Source organism: Bacteroides sp. 1001302B_160321_D4, from assembly GCF_015667765.1.
Classification (GTDB): domain Bacteria; phylum Bacteroidota; class Bacteroidia; order Bacteroidales; family Bacteroidaceae; genus Bacteroides; species Bacteroides xylanisolvens.
Genome location: NZ_JADPLO010000062.1, coordinates 13,608 through 34,276, shown reverse-complemented (window position 1 = coordinate 34,276; position 20,669 = coordinate 13,608). Strand labels below are relative to the sequence as shown.

11 protein-coding genes are annotated in these 20,669 nt (G+C 36.5%); all 11 read right to left on the bottom strand.

All coding sequences use genetic code 11. The annotated features are described in order from the left end of the window. Positions 1 to 36: 36 nt before the first annotated feature. Positions 37 to 6,066 carry a DUF1566 domain-containing protein gene (locus KFO40_RS20365; protein WP_211146731.1) on the bottom strand — a complete coding sequence of 2,010 codons (6,030 nt, stop codon included), beginning with the start codon at positions 6,064 to 6,066 and terminating at the stop codon, positions 37 to 39. Between the two features lie 206 nt (positions 6,067 to 6,272). Beyond that, positions 6,273 to 6,533: a hypothetical protein gene (locus KFO40_RS20360; RefSeq protein ID WP_032845139.1), complete on the bottom strand. Its 261-nt coding sequence runs from the start codon at positions 6,531 to 6,533 to the stop codon at positions 6,273 to 6,275. Positions 6,534 to 6,535: 2 nt separating this feature from the next. Further along, positions 6,536 to 8,950: a hypothetical protein gene (locus tag KFO40_RS20355; RefSeq protein ID WP_109115709.1), complete on the bottom strand. Its 2,415-nt coding sequence runs from the start codon at positions 8,948 to 8,950 to the stop codon at positions 6,536 to 6,538. After that, the gene (locus KFO40_RS20350) at positions 8,950 to 10,629 is read right to left on the bottom strand and encodes a hypothetical protein (protein ID WP_055268789.1); all 1,680 of its coding nucleotides are present in this window, start codon (positions 10,627 to 10,629) and stop codon (positions 8,950 to 8,952) included. Before KFO40_RS20350 ends, KFO40_RS20355 begins: the two co-directional genes overlap by 1 nt. Continuing rightward, positions 10,629 to 11,543, bottom strand: coding sequence for a hypothetical protein (locus tag KFO40_RS20345; RefSeq protein ID WP_008768571.1), 915 nt, complete (start codon positions 11,541 to 11,543; stop codon positions 10,629 to 10,631). Before KFO40_RS20345 ends, KFO40_RS20350 begins: the two co-directional genes overlap by 1 nt. Continuing rightward, positions 11,533 to 13,008, bottom strand: coding sequence for a hypothetical protein (locus KFO40_RS20340; RefSeq protein WP_008768572.1), 1,476 nt, complete (start codon positions 13,006 to 13,008; stop codon positions 11,533 to 11,535). The genes KFO40_RS20345 and KFO40_RS20340 overlap by 11 nt, the downstream gene beginning before the upstream one ends. Positions 13,009 to 13,010: 2 nt before the next feature. Beyond that, entirely contained in the window at positions 13,011 to 14,051 is a 1,041-nt protein-coding gene (locus KFO40_RS20335) for a DUF6046 domain-containing protein (protein ID WP_225472620.1), read from the bottom strand. 1 nt (position 14,052) lies between these two features. Next, positions 14,053 to 17,805: a phage tail tape measure protein gene (locus KFO40_RS20330; RefSeq protein ID WP_227034622.1), complete on the bottom strand. Its 3,753-nt coding sequence runs from the start codon at positions 17,803 to 17,805 to the stop codon at positions 14,053 to 14,055. Positions 17,806 to 18,093: 288 nt separating this feature from the next. Further along, entirely contained in the window at positions 18,094 to 18,480 is a 387-nt protein-coding gene (locus tag KFO40_RS20325; protein ID WP_008647827.1) for a hypothetical protein, read from the bottom strand. A gap of 405 nt (positions 18,481 to 18,885) precedes the next feature. Next, positions 18,886 to 19,347 carry a hypothetical protein gene (locus KFO40_RS20320; protein WP_008647825.1) on the bottom strand — a complete coding sequence of 154 codons (462 nt, stop codon included), beginning with the start codon at positions 19,345 to 19,347 and terminating at the stop codon, positions 18,886 to 18,888. A gap of 8 nt (positions 19,348 to 19,355) precedes the next feature. After that, positions 19,356 to 20,669, bottom strand: a complete 1,314-nt coding sequence (locus KFO40_RS20315) for a DUF2586 family protein (protein WP_055268790.1) — start codon at positions 20,667 to 20,669, stop codon at positions 19,356 to 19,358.

Here is a 20,669-nt window from a genome sequence, read left to right as displayed (position 1 = left end):
TTATTTTTGTGGAGCGTCAAAAGACGCTCCACTATACTAAAATGCTGCAACCGCCCTCACCATGCCACTGTTGGACTTGCTGCCGTAGCCGAAGTTGCCATTACTAAAGCCCACGTCCCAGCTGTAGTTCTGACTGCGCTCACTGCTACTCCAGTACCAAGAATTAGAAAAATCGTTCAAAATACCGGCATCTATTGCTTTTTGAAAAATTGCACCTATTTTATCATCATCATAATTCACTCCTTGCCTAGCGTGCCAATACATACGCATAAGTTCACCAACAGATGGTAGGTACCAATTATGATATTTAAATTTATTTGCCAATTCTTCGCCTGCTTTTACTGTAGGTTGATAAGCATAGCATTTGCTGGCAGCAGGATAATAAAATTGTTGATATTTACTAAGATTTTCATTGTTAGCAATTATGTTATTTATATACTGGGTTAACATCGCTTGTTCAGTATATAAATCAGTTGCTTCAGGTATCGGCAAATTAACTCCAGAATCTTCTAAGATTTTATTTCTATGTTGAATAATTTTTAAAGTTTTTGCTAAACCGACAGGAACTTCGTCACCTCTTTTATAGGCACCTGATAAAATAGCTAAATCCGCAGCCAATTCCTCTTTTCCTGTATTAATTGTACCTGGAGCAGCGATACCATCTCCAACAGCAACTGTTTTAACATCTGAATTTACAAATCCGTCAATTGTATTTTCATCTACATAATTATCATACCTTATGTAGTTAGGAGAGGTATTACCTTGGTCGTCATATTCTGTAGGTTGTAAGCCAGTCTGTGTAATGTTAGCAATTGAACCTATATCATATACACTATAATTAACATCATCTTGTAATTCAATAGGATAAATTGCATATTGTTCATTCCACTCTTCCGTTTGTCCTGTATTTTGAGGATAAAGCCCCCATACTATACCTGAATTTTCAAGATTTGATAATGCTACCATACGTCTATCATTGGCATCTGCTGGATTTATGTAAAAACAAATTCCAACTACGGTTTTTCCAGCAGTTGTAGGACCATAAGTTCCATCATAAAATACATAATCTCCGAGATGAGCACGTCTGGGGTATAAACCAATATCCCATGATGCTTCAAGCACTTCACCATTTGTTTTTGTTAGATAACATCTTAAAGTTGTATGTGGAGCCAATGTATCTTCATCTCCTAATTGAGATACATTGATAACGCAATAATCTTTTGACGTATTGACTATTTTTGCATACAAATTGGTATCCAATGACCAACGAATGCTAACCACATCATTCCCATTAACGGTATTCGGCTTACAGTAAAAAGTGTGTTCACCTGTAGAATAAATGTATTGGCTTCCTTTGATTTCTATAGCTGCAATAGGAGTTGAGTAGTAAGTAATATGAAGATTGTTGTTCTCATCATCTACATTTCCCCAATGATACAACCAATCAATTTTATTGTTAAAATTAGGTCGGTTGGTAGTATTGTTTATTACTGCTATTTTTCCAGATACACTACTGTCTGTAATAGAAGCCAAATAGTTAATCATATAAAGAGAAACCTCGGTCCAGTTTATACTTGCTAACTTTAAATAATTCAGCGGTGCATTGCCTGTAAAGCATAAATTAAATATGGTACGCGAATCTGCAATCCCTGCGCCAATTGATAAACTTTGCATTCGGTCAGCTCCTTCCAATGTGATGGTTTTCAAATTAGGCTGTTGATCTAAAGACAAAGATGTTAAAGTCCCAGGAAGATGAACCTCTTCTAAATATTCGGTAGCTGGAAGAACAACAGAAGACAACATTGTTCCTACTAAATTCAACATTCTAAGTTTAAGCAAAATAGATAAATCTAAACCACCTACTAAACTAGCGACACGTTTTAATACTAGTTCTTGCAACAAAGGGGCAGTAATAGTCATACCGGTAGGACGGAATTCAACAACATCTTTTCCATCCACATGAAAGGCTGTTAGGCGAGCACCGCTTAAATTAAATGTTTCTCCTAAACTTTTGTCTGTAAAGTCACCAATGGAACGCATATAATCAATACCATTTAAGAAAATATTAGTATTGCCATCTGAAGTTCCAACATTGACATCGTATGTTTCTCCGGCTTTAATACGTGGAGACAGTGCGTTACCAACCCCATAAGATAGTGTCGAACCTATGGCAAATGAGGGGTACATCCAAATATGTGGTACAATAGAAAATTTAAATTGTGGACGTGTACCATCTGTTTTTATTATAGACCGGAAGTTTAATGAGCCTGCTGATCCTTCACCGTCACGCCTTCCAAAGTCTCCAAAGGCTGCATAAGAAGATATGTAGGTAAGTCTGCGTGCAACCCATTGCATTTCTGCTTGTAATCCATCTCCTAAACTTTGTGTTATGGGATCTGTACCATTTGTGTATTTATTTTCCGGGTCTGAACTCACATAGGCGGTTCTGGCACGTTCATATACAAGACGAGCCACTTCATTGTAAGCAACGGCTGGGAAATAACGTTGTACGTAAAAATAATATTTTTCCATACAGCCCATTAAAGTTCCATCATCACTTAATTTAAGCATTGCTTGTAATATAGAGCGCATATTGGTACGCAATTCATCTGGAAAAGCGTTTTCCATTTGGTTAAATAGTGCATTCCCTTCGCTATTCCAATAAAAGCCTCCATCATTGTTTTTATCATGTTCTTCTACATAGTAAGGTTTTTCTCTTTGCCCTACATTATTTACAGGAAATATTGTGTCCAAATCATCTTGATGCCAACCAATTAAATGAGTTTTTGGGTCAACATAAAAATATATATTCTTTCCTCTGTTATCACTGGCTGCAATTAACTTACAAAAATTCATAGCAAAATGAGTTTCTGTAAGATTAAAATATTTTCCTGCATCAGCCTTGAACAATGCTATTCTAGCCGTTTTGAACGATGAGTTAATTGCATCCCAATCTGTACCGCTGGCAATATTCCCGCATTGTTCGTTGATATTTACAGTCGAATATCTTCCACTTTCAATCTTTTCAGTGCCTGCACCCACCCAAGTAGAAGTAATGAAATCATACCTGAATAAATCAAACTGTTCATTGTTACGCCCCGATTTAGTCAGCCAATAATGTTTGGAGGTATCAAGATTTTCTGCTGCATTTAAATCTTCGATGGTACCGTTGAAATAATCTATATTGTCATAATGCTTAAAGACAAAGTTAAATCCACTTTTGATAGGGGCGATCTTATTGGTATCCCCAAGGACCAGACTCATTTGCTTTTCGCCGTTATACATCCAATCTTCTTCACCTTCTAAAGTGACATCTTCATCAATCCAAGGTACGCGGCACATCACCAAAGCACGGTCATTATCAGCTCCTTCTAGGCATACATAATCTGGAAATTTTGTTTTGTCGTATCCGAATGTCGGTTTGTCTCCCTTACCTGGTCCAAAAGTCATAAAAGATTTAAATTGTGGTTCGGAATTCTCATCTTCTTGTACAAAGAACAAAAACGGTTTTTGAAGTACAGCTACACGACAATTTTCAAAACCTTCTGTATTAGTAATGGAATTACCTCCACATATAGCTTTAAATAAATCATTAAATAGAGCTGTAGAACCTATTTTATGACTTTGTGCTGAACTTGCAAAATTTACTTTCCCTACCAATTTGAGTGCTCCGGGTACATCGTTGGTTAACTGATAACATTTACCACGATTTGCTCCATTCTCATCAACCCAATACCCATCTTCATTGAAGCCCCATTGTCCATTCCACCAAAAATACAACATAGACGATGTTCCTTGTCCTTTCTCATTCATGTCATACAGCGTACCACTATTTTCTGGTTTTCCAGGAATATGGATAATTAAAGTACCATTGAATTTATCCTTTTTGGTATTTCCATAAGTGGCATATTTCCCTTTCCAAAGGATAACGTTGTATTTTTCATAAGCAAGATCATAGCTGATAGTATTACCATTAAGAATACTATTAGAATCGCGAAATGCTATTTTTTCTTCACTATTATCTAAGGATGCCATATAATTTTGGCGCACATCATTAGCTGTGAGTGCTTTCTTATATACCTTAATGCTGTAAATGTCAATGTCGGCTCCAGAACTACCAATACGGATACCTTGTGATGTCTGTTTTCCATCTACATATTGTACGAAAGTATCGTCTGTCGCATAATTGATTTCACGGTTAATAATCCCGTTTATGAAAATACGGCAATAGTTTTGTCCAGTGCTGGACAAGTTGTATAGTAGATTGACTGCGATTTTAGTGCGTACCCCTTCGTTGTAGCCAACGTCTTGATTTTTACGGGTTACTTTGGATTGGGTCATAAAACAGGCATCAATAGGTTTCATTTCCCAACCTAGCGGATTATTATCTTTTGTGTAAGAACACATGCGTAATACCGGTTCGTCTTCGTTGGTTACATTGCGAATAGTATAGTCTATTTCAAATGTAAGAGAACCAGTTTTTTGAGATTGGATAAAGTCGGAGAACGTCTCATAATCAATTGCTATATTTCTTCCACTAGGAACACGCAAACATTTGATCCCATTATCGTCTTCAACCCAACCATCACTAATAAAACCAAAATTTTCAAAGGTCGCAGGAACATTCTCGCCTGAAACGGTATTAATAATAGTATCTGGGTGGGTTTCAGTATTACTACGTAGTTTTGGATTGATAATTAAATCGGCACCATCAGTTGGGGCAAAATTTTGTGAGTTATCGACATTAAAACTAATACGATCACGCAAGTATTTTTCTCCAGTGCTAAATAACATATAAGCACTGAAATTCGTTTCTTTGCTTTCGATTTCTATCATATTGCCAAATGTGTAAACCACACCATTTTGGGCTTGCTGTTCAGTGTAAGACAGATAATTCTCAACCTCTTGAATGTCTGTTAATTTAAAAGTAACAGGTAATACATCTGAACCTGGGTTATATATTGCCCATTGGAAAAATTGAACGGATGTCCAGTTTACAAGAGACTTGACTATCTGGTTTAATATGATATATGGAGTCTTATTATCAGGGTCTGAAACTATCATTACCTGTGAAACAATGTGTTCACTTTCCACATCTGTGCCATCTACAGATAACCAGGCCTCAATTTCATGTACTCCATGAGACATAACTTTAACAGAATCCCCTTCAGTGTCGGTTACATCAAACTGATTTGGGGTTTCCGTGTACTCAACTTTGCCAACAGCGTATTGGACAGAACGTACACCACCTTCACCACTAATTTTTAAATTTAATGTTTTAGCTACAGCACCAGTATATGTATATAATAAAGACATAGTGGCACCAGTAATAGGTTGCTGCCATTCGTTTCGGAACGTAAGTTTCAATTCTGTTTTTGTAACACTTTGGAACACTACATAAGTTGTGGTACTTTGTGTTTGGTCTCCAGTTACAATGATACGTAATTGACAGGTTCCACTGTTAAGTAATCCACTAATATCTACATCCGTATAAGTGTCGCTTTCGGCTTCTACACTCTTGATTGCCATTGTACCAATTGTACGCCAAGAATCGGAAGCGGAGGCACGCCTTTGGATAGTCATAGTACCATCTTCATAGGTATTTGCGTATTTCCCAGTAACAGGATTGTATGTTTGAGAAGTAAAACGCATTTTTAGAACTACACTACCATCAATGCTTACATAATTTGTTTGATTGCTGGCCGTGGTTAATTCTACAATATTCATTACACCCTGTTCGTCACTAATAGGAATAGTAACATCAAGCAATTTTAATGCTTGATTCTCATCAGGGTCAGCAAGCCATTCATTATATGTGTTTTTATTAGCAAATGCTCGAATATGATAAAAACCGTCCGGATCTTTTGTCATAGGAGGAATGTGACCAATTTTATTGTTTTCATGGTCTTGCAAATAGCTCTTTATAAACTTTTGGACAGCCTCCCCAGAGTAGGGGAGAAGGTTCGTTTCGTCAGGTGCTGCGGGGATGGTATTGTTTTTATTGCCACCCCAGTCCTCTGTAAATTTACCAGCAGGAATTTCGTCAGTTCTGAATTTCTTAGCCATAATTAATTATTTTTTTGTAAAGCGTAATTTAAAAATTTGTTAGTTTTTCCAGCCTTCATCATTTTTCCAAGGAGATGAGTTAATCCAGAAACCAGATCCAAAGCAGGAGCGTATAGATTGCCAAACTAATTTTGCCCCTATGTAAACTGCGGTAACTATTTTGTTACCAACTCTTATTTGACTGACATCTTTGCCATTTATCTGTATCATTCTTCAAGTATGAAATAAACGGTATTTTCTTCTTTGGATTCGATTTGTTCAAAAGCCTCTTCATTTTCAATTACATCAAATGAAAGATTACCTACTTGTTTTTTGAAAGAAAAGGTGTCATTTGAGTTATTGTTTACGGCATTTATCAATTGATTAAATTCGTGAGCTGTTAAACGTCCACGGTTATTAGTTCCATTGTTTTCTTGCTTATTATTAAAATCAAGCAGGTTAGGGGATTGCTCTTGTTCTGCCGCCATACTTAAAATATTAAAGGGAATTCATACGGGAACATGTTACCGTTTAGAAGTTCACACATAAAACAGTCTTGTCCTGATATTCCATAATTTAATGTGATACTTGGTTTTGATCTATCAATTTCTTGTTGTACTATATTGCCTTCATTATCTCTTTGTTCTTTCCACCAATCAATCACTTCATTTTCCATATCAGGAAGATGATACCTAGTCCACTTGAATATGTAGTTTTTAGCTACATAATCCGGATCAACTAGTTTACCTTGATAATAGACGTTAGCGGTTAAAACAGTTTGACAACTATTGTTTTTATATGATACTCCTTGACTGGAAGTAATTTCAAGTGAATAGCCCACTATATATTGTTTCCGTATTGTGAATGTAGCGGAATACTCTTCATCACTAAATTTCACGATACAACGAACTGTTAGCGAGTTACCATTATCCCAATAAGGTTCAAAAGGCCATATTGTTAATGTCTTTCCATTTTCTCCTTCAAACGGTATATAATCATATCCTTGTAAATAATACCATTGTCGTTGACTGGAAGTAGACTGTAGGTTCTCTTCTTCCAGCGTTAAGGTAATGTCTGCCGGATTAGTAACAGGGTCGGCTCCTGTTAAGTCTCCTAAAAGAGTAAAGGTATCAGTTCCAACAATACGAATAGACTTACTGACTAATTCGTCTTTTACAGACTGGTCAAGGTTATCCCAAGTCATTGTCACATTTTTGCCAAATGTTACATCGCCATTTTTATTCCATTTAATATTTTTATTGGCAAAATGACCAGAACCATCTGTTTTGATTAATACAGAATTACTACGAGTACCAATACTGCCTTCTCCGTCAAAATTTAATTGAAGCAATGGGTTCTGGATGGTCCCACCAATGCCACCACGATTAAACCAAGCTCCATAATCCTCTGTGTAATTAAGTATAGTGTCAGTAGGTTGGTATTGTGTGACTAGTTCTCCTGCCTCTAATTGTGGTGAAGAAAAATAAAATATTGATTCTCCTGCATTATCAGAGGTATCAAAAGTTGGGACAATGGATAGAACCAATGCTTCTTCTGCCTGTTTCGGAGCTTGTAATTCAAATGTTACCTTTTTACGAGACCATATATTCGTGTTAGCAATAGGTATTTGAACGGTTCCTATTGCTTTATCATTTTGTAAAATAGATAATTGACATGCTTGCCCCGCATATATCCAAAAAGAGAATGTATATTTTTTCCCGATATGTTGCGCGAACCACTCTTCAGATTGGGCTATCATGCTTATGATTTTAGAGGCACTATATACATTGCCGATTCCAGTAGGGTTTTCTATTTGAGTGTCAATAGTAATTGCAGATGTAAAATTAACATCTAAAGAATTAACGAATACATTCCTATGAATTTTTCCGGCATAAAAAGTTGCAGCAAAACCATTCTCATCACCAGCAGTTAATGTTCCAGAAATATGAGCAGATTTTGAAGTAAAAAGTTTCTGTAAGTAACCTCCATATCCTTCTAATTGACCAAATACCGGATCTGTTATTCCATTCAATTTGCCAACACGTATTTTACTGGCATCGCCAAAGTTAGCAACACTAGACAGTAAGATGATATTGAAATCCGACACCCAAACTTCATCTGAAGGAGACATCTCACTTAAATCCAGTTTTACTGTTCGCAAATAACGTCCAGAATAATCGACAGTTATTGTGTGCAACTTATATTGCCAATCTGTTGTAATAGAAGTGGTTTCTTCTCCATCTGTTCTTGTTCCATCTTGGTATTCTAATGAAACTTTACAATTGACAGCTTTATTGGCTTTGATCTTATATGAAATAAGAACGCGGTTGGGGTTTTGAACATATTTGTAGAAATCTTGTTGTAGACCAATGAAACCGTAATATATAGCGTCATTTCTTTTAAAATGACAAATGCGATTATTGTCCGCTTCTGATAGTATGTAATCAGTGGTTACTGCTTCTGTTCCTCGTACTATATATTGTGATTCGGAATCTTCATAATCAGGAGTTGCAATATTTGAAGGCCAACATAAACTCTCATTGCGTCCAATACCGTCAATCACATCCATATATGGGGCATTATCGTCAGACCCAGTTAAATATATGGCTCCAGATCTATTTATATCAAACAGATTGGTAATTCTGGCAAAGTCTAAGATTTCTTCTGTTTTAGGCACATCGCCTTCTAACAGTGCTCCAATGAAATACTGTTTTTCGACAATATCATTTGTATTAGAATCTACAGTCTTATCTATTCCATAATCCAATACACACATTAACGAATAAATAAGATTCTTTCCATCAAAATATTGTCTTCTAACTATATCCCCAGTCCGTAATCCTTGTGTCTTTTTAGAATCGGACTGGAGAGAAATTTTATATTTCTTGTATTTATATACAGACATTATGATATTTCTTCTACTAAGTCTCCGGAACAGGCATCGCTGACCCACCAAGACCCGTTAGTCACTGATTGTTTCTGCACTTCCAATTCGTATATTCTCATTTTTTTACGAATTGTCAGATCATCAAATGTTGCACTGGTGTTGCCGGTCAATTTGTTTTGAATGATACCCCAGCCATTTCCGGCAAAACCACTGGAAAAAGTGACAGAACCTATGTCGTTGACAAAATAGGCATTACCATAGTGCTTAACTCCATTATCTAAAGCCAACCAATAGATTGAATCATCAAAGAATAGCTCGTTGGGGAGGAGGCGGGTTTTAGAATCTGCTATTCCAATTGATTTTTTTCCTTCAATCGGTTTGTCAAAAACAAAAAAATCAGCATCTGTAGAAAACATTAAGCTGGATGATTTTCGATTTAATGGGGCATATAAACTTAACGATTCTACATAGCCAAATGATGATTTTATTATTTCAGAGATTTGTACTGTATCGTCATCAGCTACTTTATTATATTTAAATGGAGCTTCAACAAATACGCTATCACCATCACTGTAAAATCCTGGTCCATCTTCTGATTTTAATCTAATATAACGTCTGAATATAACACCAGAATCTTCAGACGATTTTTTATATGTTTCAATCAATATATTCCCTAAATTGTGCCCTGCCTTAAATGATTCTGGAAAATATGCAGAACCAAATTTTGAAATCATTTCATATTCACCATCATCATCATAAATACTGGTTTGCAGGTTAATTTGTTTGGTATTATCGTCTCCCCAATTTAATATTTTGTTAGATGCAGAAAATGAGATAACATTGTTATTCTTGACATGAATAATGTAATTATCATCAAATTTTATGCCTCCTGTTACAATATTTAAATCCCCTGTTAATTGAGCTAACCGTTTGGCCGAAATAACCAATACACTTGTATTATCAAATCCCAAATCTACACCATACAAAGCGGTAATGCCGGATTGGAATGTGCTTGTACCTTTTACAGACAAGTTTCCGGCAACCGTTCCATCTTTCATGGTCCAGCTTACATCTTCTTTATTTGAATTCCCAGAATGATAAAACTCGTTTCCTTGATAGCTAATGCCATCCTTGGATATTTCTAAATCTCCAAGTCTAATATATCCACTACAAATAACATCGCCGTTTAATGCGATTATATCATTATCATAACTTATAACATTACAACCGTTAATGTATAATCCATGTGTGGGGAGATGCAATTCACCGTTAATAGAAACTATATTTTTTCGCTCTTGTGGATTACTTTCGGACGTTTGGTAAACATCCAATATTTTTATTCCATTGTCTCCGGCTGTAAAACCATACAATGCCTTTAATAAACCGGCCATAGAGTCACCATTTATGGAAACAAACCCACCGGTGCCACTTCCGCCGCCTTCTTCACTGCTTAAACTACTTATAATAGTATTTGCTAATAGATATGCAGAGTTCTTTCTGGTTATATTTTCATATTCATGTATTTCAAGATTGATTTTTTCTTCATTCACGACATAACCATCCACATAATCCGAACCTGTAAAATCTGGAAGTGTTTCGTGTGAAGCTTGTTCCATCCCTGTTAAGAGTCGATTGTACATTGTTTCCAATGCACTACCTTTCTTAATTTGTGATATACCTTCATTTAACTTTGCCATTATTCTGCCACTTTTACGGTTTTTGATAAAAATCCTGATATAGATGCTTTATAGGAGTTAACTTTTGCTTGAAGGGATACAAACTTTGCCAAATTAGCTGGAGGTTGAGGTCCCATCATAGTTGGGGTCATCATTTGAGATAATGCTCCTAGCCAGTCAACCAATAAAGTTGCTAATTGATTTCCAAGTACTGCTGGTTCATTGGCACTACCGCTACCCAAATACACTCCATCTTCTTTGATTATAATTTCTTTTGCATTATATTTTGCCAAAATTTGTTGGGCATCAAGAAGTATTTGACTTTTATCATGTTGGGATAAAATATCATCAGCGGTTATTTTGAATATACTTTTATCACTTTCTCCTTCTCCTTTAGCAACTTCCGACAATATCGAAACAGGGGTATAAGTCGTGTGAGCATGAACACCTGTCTTTTCCAATTCATCTACATCTGGAGTATCCTCTGAATCTTCCCATTCTTTTGTTTCTGTTGCTCCAATAATTACTTTGTTATGCGCGTCTACTTGTATTGTGTCTGCATGAGAGTATTGAATAACATATTCGCGTAATGTTTCAGGGTCTGTTGTTATTACGACATCCGAATAAAGATAGGGGATAACCACTAAACCATTTTCATTATTTTGAATGGCTGAAAGATATACGCCTTCATGTAAACCAACTGGAAGCCCGTCATCAATAGCCTGTTTGTCTGTAAGTGTATGAGTATATTCCTGTACATCAACAGTTCCGCACAGTTCTCCATCTGTATGTATTTTAACAACAAAACCAGATATTTTGGCTGTGTTTTTTATAACGTTATTTCGTGGGTTTACCAATTTATGAAATGCAATTTGTCGTATAGCATCATAAATAGCACTGTTTGCGCTTAAATCGCTTGTAATTTTATCTGCCATAGTTTTGTTCTTTTTCTGGTTTGGCAATACAGTAGGGGAGTTTTAAAGTCTGCCTAAAACCGTTAACACCAAATTTTGTGTTGATTTCTTCAATAAGATACCAACCTTGTTTTTCAGGTTCGCGTTTATCAAGTAAAACGACTTTCATTCCAGATTCCAAATGCCTCATGCCTAAATTAGTTCTGTGTAAATCTCCGAAGATAGTAATACTACCCTCAACGCCATTTCTATTATATCCTTCAAAAAATGCCTCGGCTTCTTTTATTAATTCGTCCTCGCTAATGCCAATTTTGGATGATACATAAGGGATAACGTTGTACGCACTTAGGTTTACTCTATCCTTAGTCTTTGATTTGGGGATAGCTCCAAGTTTTAGGGATTTCTTGCTAAGTTTTGTTTCATTCAGAATTTGGAATTTCTTATGTTCTGTATCATTTTGTCCGGTCCATTCTGGATTTAAACGAACTGTTACATTATACTTGATTTGTTTGTTACCCTCAAACTTGAATCCTTCAGCGGAGACCGCTAAATATCGGGGATCACAATTCATCAAAGTTAAATTGTCTTGGGCTACATGATAATCAAACTGTATTTGAGGAGTATCAGAACTTCCATCTGTATTTAAAATAGAGCTGGCAACATTTCCTGATAAATAAGTATGCCCTACCATAACATAAGGAGTTCCATCTGTATCTTTCCTAATAAAACTATATAGCCCGTATTTATTCCATTCTGTTAATACATCCGCAACTGTCAAATCTTCCGTTAACTGAATCTTGCCAATATTAATGTCCCTTTCTGCTGTTTTGGGATGCAATTTTAACCCTGTTCCTTTTAATAAATCGTATTTTCCTCCCTCTTTCAACAAATCGTTTACTGTAACAGTCATTGGGCCTAATTTAACGACATTTTTTCGTTTTAGCCCACTTGCCAGATTCTCACATTTGATTTCAATAGGTGTGCTTACACTGCATTTTACGATATAACCGTCAAAATCGGGAACGTTCTTGACAAATGCCTCTTTCTCCATTGCCTGAAGTCTCTCGGTCGCATTTTTGAAGACCTTTCCTCTATCTTTATAATAGCCTAAATATATCCGGATACGTTGTCCTACCTTAAAATCAGTCGGCTGGGCTGTAGAATATCCTTTTCGCTTTTCTACAACTGTACCGTCTATTAAACGCTCTGTATAAACAGTAGTTGCACCTTCTTTTTCTATGTTCTCGGAAGTTATAGTGCGTTTAATTACGGTTCCTCTTGGGAATCTGACGGAAGCTGAATTAATAAGCTTCTTATAAGTATCATTTATCTCAATGCTTTCACATTCCCGGATAACAAGGCATTTATTTTCATCTGGATCGTTAATCTCTATAACGTCACTATTAGCTTCCCATATTAGGATTTTACAGCACAATATATCAAGGCATTCTTTACCATCTATAATTATTGCTTCTGGAAGTTTCATACTTAAATGGTGTTAGAAGTTAATGATTCAATCATTTGAGCGGCTTGATTAGCAGCAGATGCTTTAACCTTATCAAGAAGAACTTTGGCCCAACCTTGTTTTTTCATTTGAGAGATTTCAAGGTTTGTTCCATTTATGGTATCTTGCACTACATTAACCGCGTCATCCGGTTCAACGGCAACACATGTAAAACTATATGGTTGAACATTCTTAAAGCCTTCATTTTGCCCCATATTGAAGTCTTTTATCAGAATTTGTGTCACATTGAACTGTTGAAACATGAGATTAAATACCTGGATAACTCCTTTATGTTGCATCAATGTTATAAATTTGGAAACTTCTGCATACGGATATACATCCGGATAATTGCTAACAATCTTTCCTGTTACAGTAAAATTTATATCGCCTCCTGAAATCAATTCTTTACGTGAATAATCTCTTCCTTGTACCTTGGTTAATACAAGATTGTTAGAACTTTGTGCTTGCACTATAGCACCTAAGTCTAAGAAAACAGGATCGCCTGGCACCTTTACTTCCGTAGCAGTGTTAAGTGATGAACTGGCAGCAGCTTCATTACTTAATCCTTTTATTTTATCCCAATAAGTATTGAATTGAACCGTTTGAACCTGGCCGCTTTCATTTTTAATCCAAAGAAGTAAACCTTCATTGGCAGGTTTGCCCTGATACTTTAATACAACCCCTTGTTTATTAAAGGTATCTTCATCTGCCTTCTGACCGTTCGTTATGATTTTCTGAAGCTCTTGACCTTGGTTCTTCTGATAGGCTGCGGTGGCATTCTTTCTGTCCAACTGGCGTATATATTTGGGATAAAGATCGTTGATGGTAGCAAAAGTCATTTGCATCATCGTTCTTTTGGCTGCATAAACAAATACATTACTATATCCTCTATTGGATATAAATTTCAATTGTCCATCTCTTTTTCTATAATTAGCTGCATAAAAGGCGGCATTCACACCGGTGTTTGCCAGCCCTTTACCAACATTAATCGTTAAATTAGAAAATGTAGAGCTTATAAAACTCATATTACATCATATTTGCATTAAAATCTTGAACTACATCTAACAAGGCGGTTGCTAATTCTTGTTTTACGTTTGCTATTGCCGCAACTTGTCTATCATCTGTCATATCAATTGTTTGATGCTCCACGTGCATTAGATTTTCTATTCGTACTATTAATTGCTTAGGAGCTGCATTATAATTATTATGACTCCTATATTGAGACTGGTCGGCTCCGTTATGAAGGCTGGAAGCTAAATCTTGCTCTTTGTTACCAGTCGTAGGGTCCCACTTAAATGTATCTTTAGCATTTTTAGGGGTATATATTTTCCCACTTTTATCTACCCACTGTGGAGTAGCGTATGGAGCTATTGTTTTAGCTATATATTGTGCCCCGTCAAAAATCGCTTTATCACCTTCTTTCTGTGGACCATAAAAACCGCCCGTAGGAAGAACATCTCCTTCAGAAAGAAGATTTTGAATCGGTATTCTATTTATGAACGGAGCGAACAAAGATTTATGTCCGGAATACAAATCGTTATACCAAGAAACTAACTTATCAAAGGTTTCAGTAATATAATCTATTGCTTCTTGTTGACTTTCTAGTTTATATTTCCCCGGATTGTTAACAATATCTTGTACATGCTTTGACCATCCTTCTGTTCCAAATAGCCCTTTAGTTGGATCAAACAACGGCCCAAATAACCCTTGTAATACTTTCTGGGTTCTTGTTGGATCTATTGTTTCTCCAGACTCAAAATCTTTAAGAATTGAAGCGTAATCATCCCATGCACTTATTGTTCCTTTCATAATTTGAGCTAGATGACGTATATATGCTTGTGAGCGATGTACATCACCTTCGGTCATCTTATCATGGAATGTTTCTGTGCTAATCCAGTCCCATCGAGAATCCCAACTACCCATCTTAGGTATAAATCTATCTGCTGCATTCTTTAGTATATTCGATAGATCTTCCGAACTACGAGCAGAAGTGGCATTGTGCAAAAGATATTTGCTCAAAGCCATATTCTCTTTAGAATTATGGTCTGCTAATTGAGCCAGCATCATTTGGACAGCCACTTGTTCGCTTATATCTCCGTTTCTTGCAAAAACATTTGTATTCGTTCCACTTAAAGTACGGCCATGTAACTCATACGCATAATAATTTTCGCCGTTCAGACCTTTTTTGACAGTCTGTTTCATACCTAGTGCACTGGACAATGACTGGAAGGCTTTATCTACACCTGTCCATTGGTCTGCGGCTTCTAATCGTTTTAGTAATTCCGGGTCTCTACCTGCGGCTGTGTCAAAGAATTTGGTTTGATCGTCTACATTTTGTTTTTGACCATTCTTTTCTATCCAGTAACGATGCCATAATTCGGTAGACTGTGCAATACGCTCGTTTTGGGTTAACAATTCATTATTGAAAATACGCATATTTCCAATCATTAAGGCATCTGGATCGGATAGATTTAACTTGTCAATATTCAAATTACGATAGCTTTGTGCCCATGCTTCATTGGCTTGACGAGCTGCTTCTGTTATTCTTTGTGTTTGATATATATATGAACCAAGTTTATAGATTGTATAAGCTGCGCTTAATCCCCAACCAATTGGATTAGTTAAGAAAAAACGTGCAAGCCCTTTTATTGCTCCCCATAATGTTGTATTGCCTATTTCTGTGAGAGTATTTATAGTCTTATTATTACTATTTGCTACAACATTACCGACTGTGCCTCCTCCAACAAACCATTGTTTAATTTTACTTCCACCATGTAGTAAACCTCCACCTAACGCATTGAAAATAGCCTGTCCTTTACTTAAATTATGGCGGCTTTTTTCTATATTATATATACGTACCATATAGGTAAGTGCGGTAAATAGCGGTTTTAAAAAGAATTTAGATAGCCAATCCCCCATGAATACTCCGCGAATCATTAATGCCGTACTTAATATACTTTGTCCAATGCCAGCAATAATCCCTAATTCCATTTGAACTTTTACAAACCATACAATTCCATTTTTTAGCCAATTGGGTAGGAAATTCCAAATAGACATGATCTTTTTAAATACATCAACGATAACATCTAATACTTTAATGAACATGTCCATTGCATTTCTCAATGCAGTTGCAAATTCTGTGGATTTCATTAACTCAATCATGCGTTGTAGAAAGTCTCGGATTACCCCTTGCATTTGTTCAAACCCTTGCATTCCTGTTTCTGTAAATGCCGAGGTCATCTGATACCAAAGACCTTGTATGGTGTTTTTCTTTTCGTCAGCAAGGTCGAATGCTAGGTTCATTGAATGCCGATTAAGCTCTGTGGTTTTTTGCACATCTTCTACATTATTTATCAAAGCTAATGCACCTGGAGCCGCAGTAACTCGAAACATCTTATTAATTAATGTTGTGAAGTCACCGGAACTCATGCTTTGTTGTTTTTTGTGCAAATCACTCAAAATATCAGTGAGATTCCGAAGATTACCATTTTTGTCTTTGGGACTAATACCTAGTATATCCCATGCTTCTTGTCCTTTTTTGGTTGGATTCATCATGTTTAGTAACATCATGCGTAATGTTGTACCTGCATGAGAACCTTTTAAACCGGCATTACCTAATACGCCCAAAGCTGCCGAAGCTGTTTCAAAATCTAATCCGGATTGATGAGCTACCGTACCTGCATACTTAAATGATTCAGCTAATTCTAACAATGTTGTATTCGTTTTTGTGAACGTCATCGTAAGAATGTCAGCTGTGTTATCCATTTGTTTTGCTGGGATTTTATAAGCGGTCATAATGTTTGTTACAACATCTGCTGTTTCTCCCAAGTCTGTATCACCTACAAGTGCAATATCAGATATAGGCCGGATGGCATGTTTTATTTGATCGACATCATATCCTGCCATAGCTAAGAATTTTCCAGCTGATGCAACTTGTGGAGCTGTATATTTAGTTTCAACTCCAACTTGACGCATTAATTGGTTCATTTCATTAAATCTAGCTTCAAATCCCACTTTTTTATCGTGAGTCTGGAGGATATTCTTTGTCGTTTTGGCTATATTATCATAGGTCGAAGCATCTCTAAATACAGAAGTTACCCCAGACATTAAAGAGCTAAGTCCATAGGCAATTCCCATACCCTTAATCATTTCGCCCGCAACATTCGTTCCGGTATTTGCGTATGTAGGTCCCAATACTTGCCGGGTAGAAGGGTATAGATAGGTACTATGTCCCGCTCCAACTTGTCGTGCTGTTGAAGCAGGAATATTACTCTTAGTTATGCCACCAGCAACTGCTTTGGATGCTCCGGCTGCACTTGCGGTTATAGTTATTTTGCTATTTGACTTTATCTGCTCAATCTTCTGTAATAGTAAGTCAAGGCTATTTATCGCTTTTTTTGTACTTGCTCTTGGTTCTATAGTTTTGCCGTTTATAGAATTAATAGCCTGCTCCAGTTTCTTTATATCCGAAGTAGAATATAAAGGTTTACCCATTACTCCATTTAATGCAGTCTTTGCCTGTGATTTAATATTGCTTAGTTGCTTTAAAACACGTTCTAAACTAGCTTCTGCCGCGCTTGTGTTAATCTGTATATTGATAGGCTTAGTTTTAATAGAAGCCAATGCTGAATTAACCTTACCGATGCTTTTTGCAACAACATCAAATCGCTTTGTTAATGCTTCCATTTCAGCTGTGGCCTGCTGAAATTTGCGTATAGACTCTAAAGCTGGGTTAGAGTTAACGTTTATCTGATAATTAACAATATAATTTTCTGCCATCTTTTTGTATTTTGATTTTCTAAAGAATAGCGGTTTGGTACCCTGAAAGATTGAAAAAGCCCCTTATCCGACAAAGGATAAAGGGCTACGTAGAAAAAACGAGTAATAAGACACTTTACGCAAGCATTCCAAGTGCACTTGCTTGTTGAGTTATGAGCATTTTGCTGTGGAGCCATACGGCATCTTCAGAAAGCATTGCAAATTCTTCATCGTTTAACTCATCAAGGTTTACGCTGGGAAAATAATGACGGATAAATATCAGTCTATGACGAATAAGTTGATCGTCTTTTACTTCCCAGCTTTTGATAAATTTACGAGTTTTCCTTTGCGCAACTCGATGATTTGAGCCAGGTGTGGCATCAAGCCATAGATGAACAAGGAATCATCTTTAATCAGTTCTTTATCGCCATCGACAAAGCAATCTTTTGCCAATTCTCGCATGGCACCGGCCTGGTCCTTTTGGGAGAGGGACAAATATTTACTGAATGTCGGGAAAGGCGGCTGTTTAAAATAACCGATATAATATGGCTTTTCGCCTTCGTCTTCATCTCCTTCCACAAAAATCGGGAATACACGTTTTAGTTTGGGATCTGAATCTTTCAGCTCTTTTACTTTCTTTTCAATCTCGGTCTGAATATCTTCAGGCAAGAAAAGGTCTTCGTTTACATTTTCCATTATAATTATGATTATTGATGTTTATCCAAGAATAGAAGTTATAATGCTGGTAGGTTGTGTGTGAATGCAAATAAAATGTTAAATGTATATTCTCTATATAAATTTATTTGGTATATAAAATAAATCTATTACCTTTGCAACATATAAAAAAGCAACGCCTTACTTTCTTGTAAGGAAATGAGCCACTCATAAGTGGCTTTTATTATTTTTATGAGAGATTTTGTAGATTGGAAATAAAACATTATTTTTGCAACGTAAAAAGTGCATATTTGAGCTTAGTCGTCAATTCTGCACTATAAAACGGATAATAAAGGGATGTGTTAACGCATCCCTTTTTATTTTATAGATAAAATGAAAAGCGAGCCGTTTTCAACTCGCCTTTTCAAAAACGTATTATACTAGAAGTTATAGCCAAGAACTAGTTCCTTCTCCTGTGATAATGTCGAAAGGATTCAAATTGAATTCTTTTGTAATGTTTGTATCATCTTGTTTACTTTCCATTCCGTCTTCGTTAAAGAGGCATCCCTTTAGCGTTACAGTTTCGGCGGTCCAGTCTTCACCGGCATAAGCATTAGTAAATGAGATGATCAAGTCAAATTCTCCCAAATCCATTAAAGAACCAGCCAATGCTCGGAGTTGGGAAACGGTATTATAATCCATTGTAATGGAGGCTGTACAGGTTTTATTGCCAAAACCACGATTGATAGCATTTCCTCCAATACCGTAGTTGTTTTCAACTTTACGAGTCTTGTTCCACTTGATTTCAGAAACTCCTTGCATAATAGTAGAATCTTCTGAAATGTCCAATGCTGGTATGGAAATGCGGATCATAGACCAGCTGTATGCTACATTGTTAATTATTGCCATCTTGTTAATTATTTATTGGTTAATGCCAAGCCCTCGACTACTTCAATACGGGACGCTACACCCACCGGAACAAGTGAATATTTAATGATTAGTGTATCATTCTTTAATACATTTTGATTCTTGTCAATTGTTACAGAAAAACCTGAAATTTCTTCATTATTCTGCATAGTTGTGAGGATGTCAGAGACAATGTTTTGAAACATCGTAATCTTGGCAGAAGATAGGTATCCAGTGCTGGGATCTACTTTCAACGGAGAATTGACATAAGGTAATAATGCGTTACGTACAGCACGTCTTGACTTATGAATTGTACGGTTTCTAGCAACTGTTCGGTAATCTCCATTTGAACACGTTTGGTCTTTAGAGAAAAAGACTCCGCTTTCCAAACCAGAATATTTGCACAAGAAGACATATCCCTTATCGTCCAGATCATCCAATTGGATTTTATTCAAAGATGAGTACTTTAATGTACTTGTTAACTTATCCTCGCTATTTAAAGTGACATCTCCGAATCCCATTTCAATATCTGGGAAATAACCAATCAAATTGAACTTATTTACCCATGCGAATGATTCTTGTACGCTTGCTGAAGCGATACATCCGAGTGCGGCTCCAATATTTCCTACAGGAGTGAGGTTCGGGTTAGCAAGCTGCATAGCTGATACATCAGCGTCTAATCCCTGGCCAAGCAATACACTGACAAACCGAGCATTAATGACACACGTAGGTATTTTGCCCAGTTCTACTTTCTTCACAGATTCTTCAGCTGTTGCAATTACTGCGGAATTTGCACATAACAAGATTGATAAAGGAGCATTTTCATCAGCTAAAGACGCAGCTTTGGATTGCAGATCTGTAACTAGGTCAATGCTATATGTTTCTGCTTCCGGATCTGTTTGTTTCCACAACGATTGTTCAGTCCAAACACCGAGTTGGTTAATCATACCATGTGCTGCACGTTGCATTTGTTCTATAGCATTCCAATCTACACCACAGTCTGCAAACATGATAAACAAACGTCCTGTGCTTCCTTGTATTCCAAAGAAATGATTGATATGATAATAAGGAATTCCAAACAGTAAATCCTTTTCAGTGTCACCGGAGTATGCGGTAATGCCAAGTTCTTTCAAATCATCCATAGAATTGATTTCAATAACATTACCTTGTAATTTGTCTTTTACGGCCAAACCAGCACCTTCTTCGAAGAATTTAGCTTGTTTGGAAATATCAAACAGCAAACCTGTGACTTTTTCAGTTGAGGTTGTAGAGCTTGTTCCAATGTTTCCATCGGTATCACTCATAAAAACGCCACCTAATGCCAT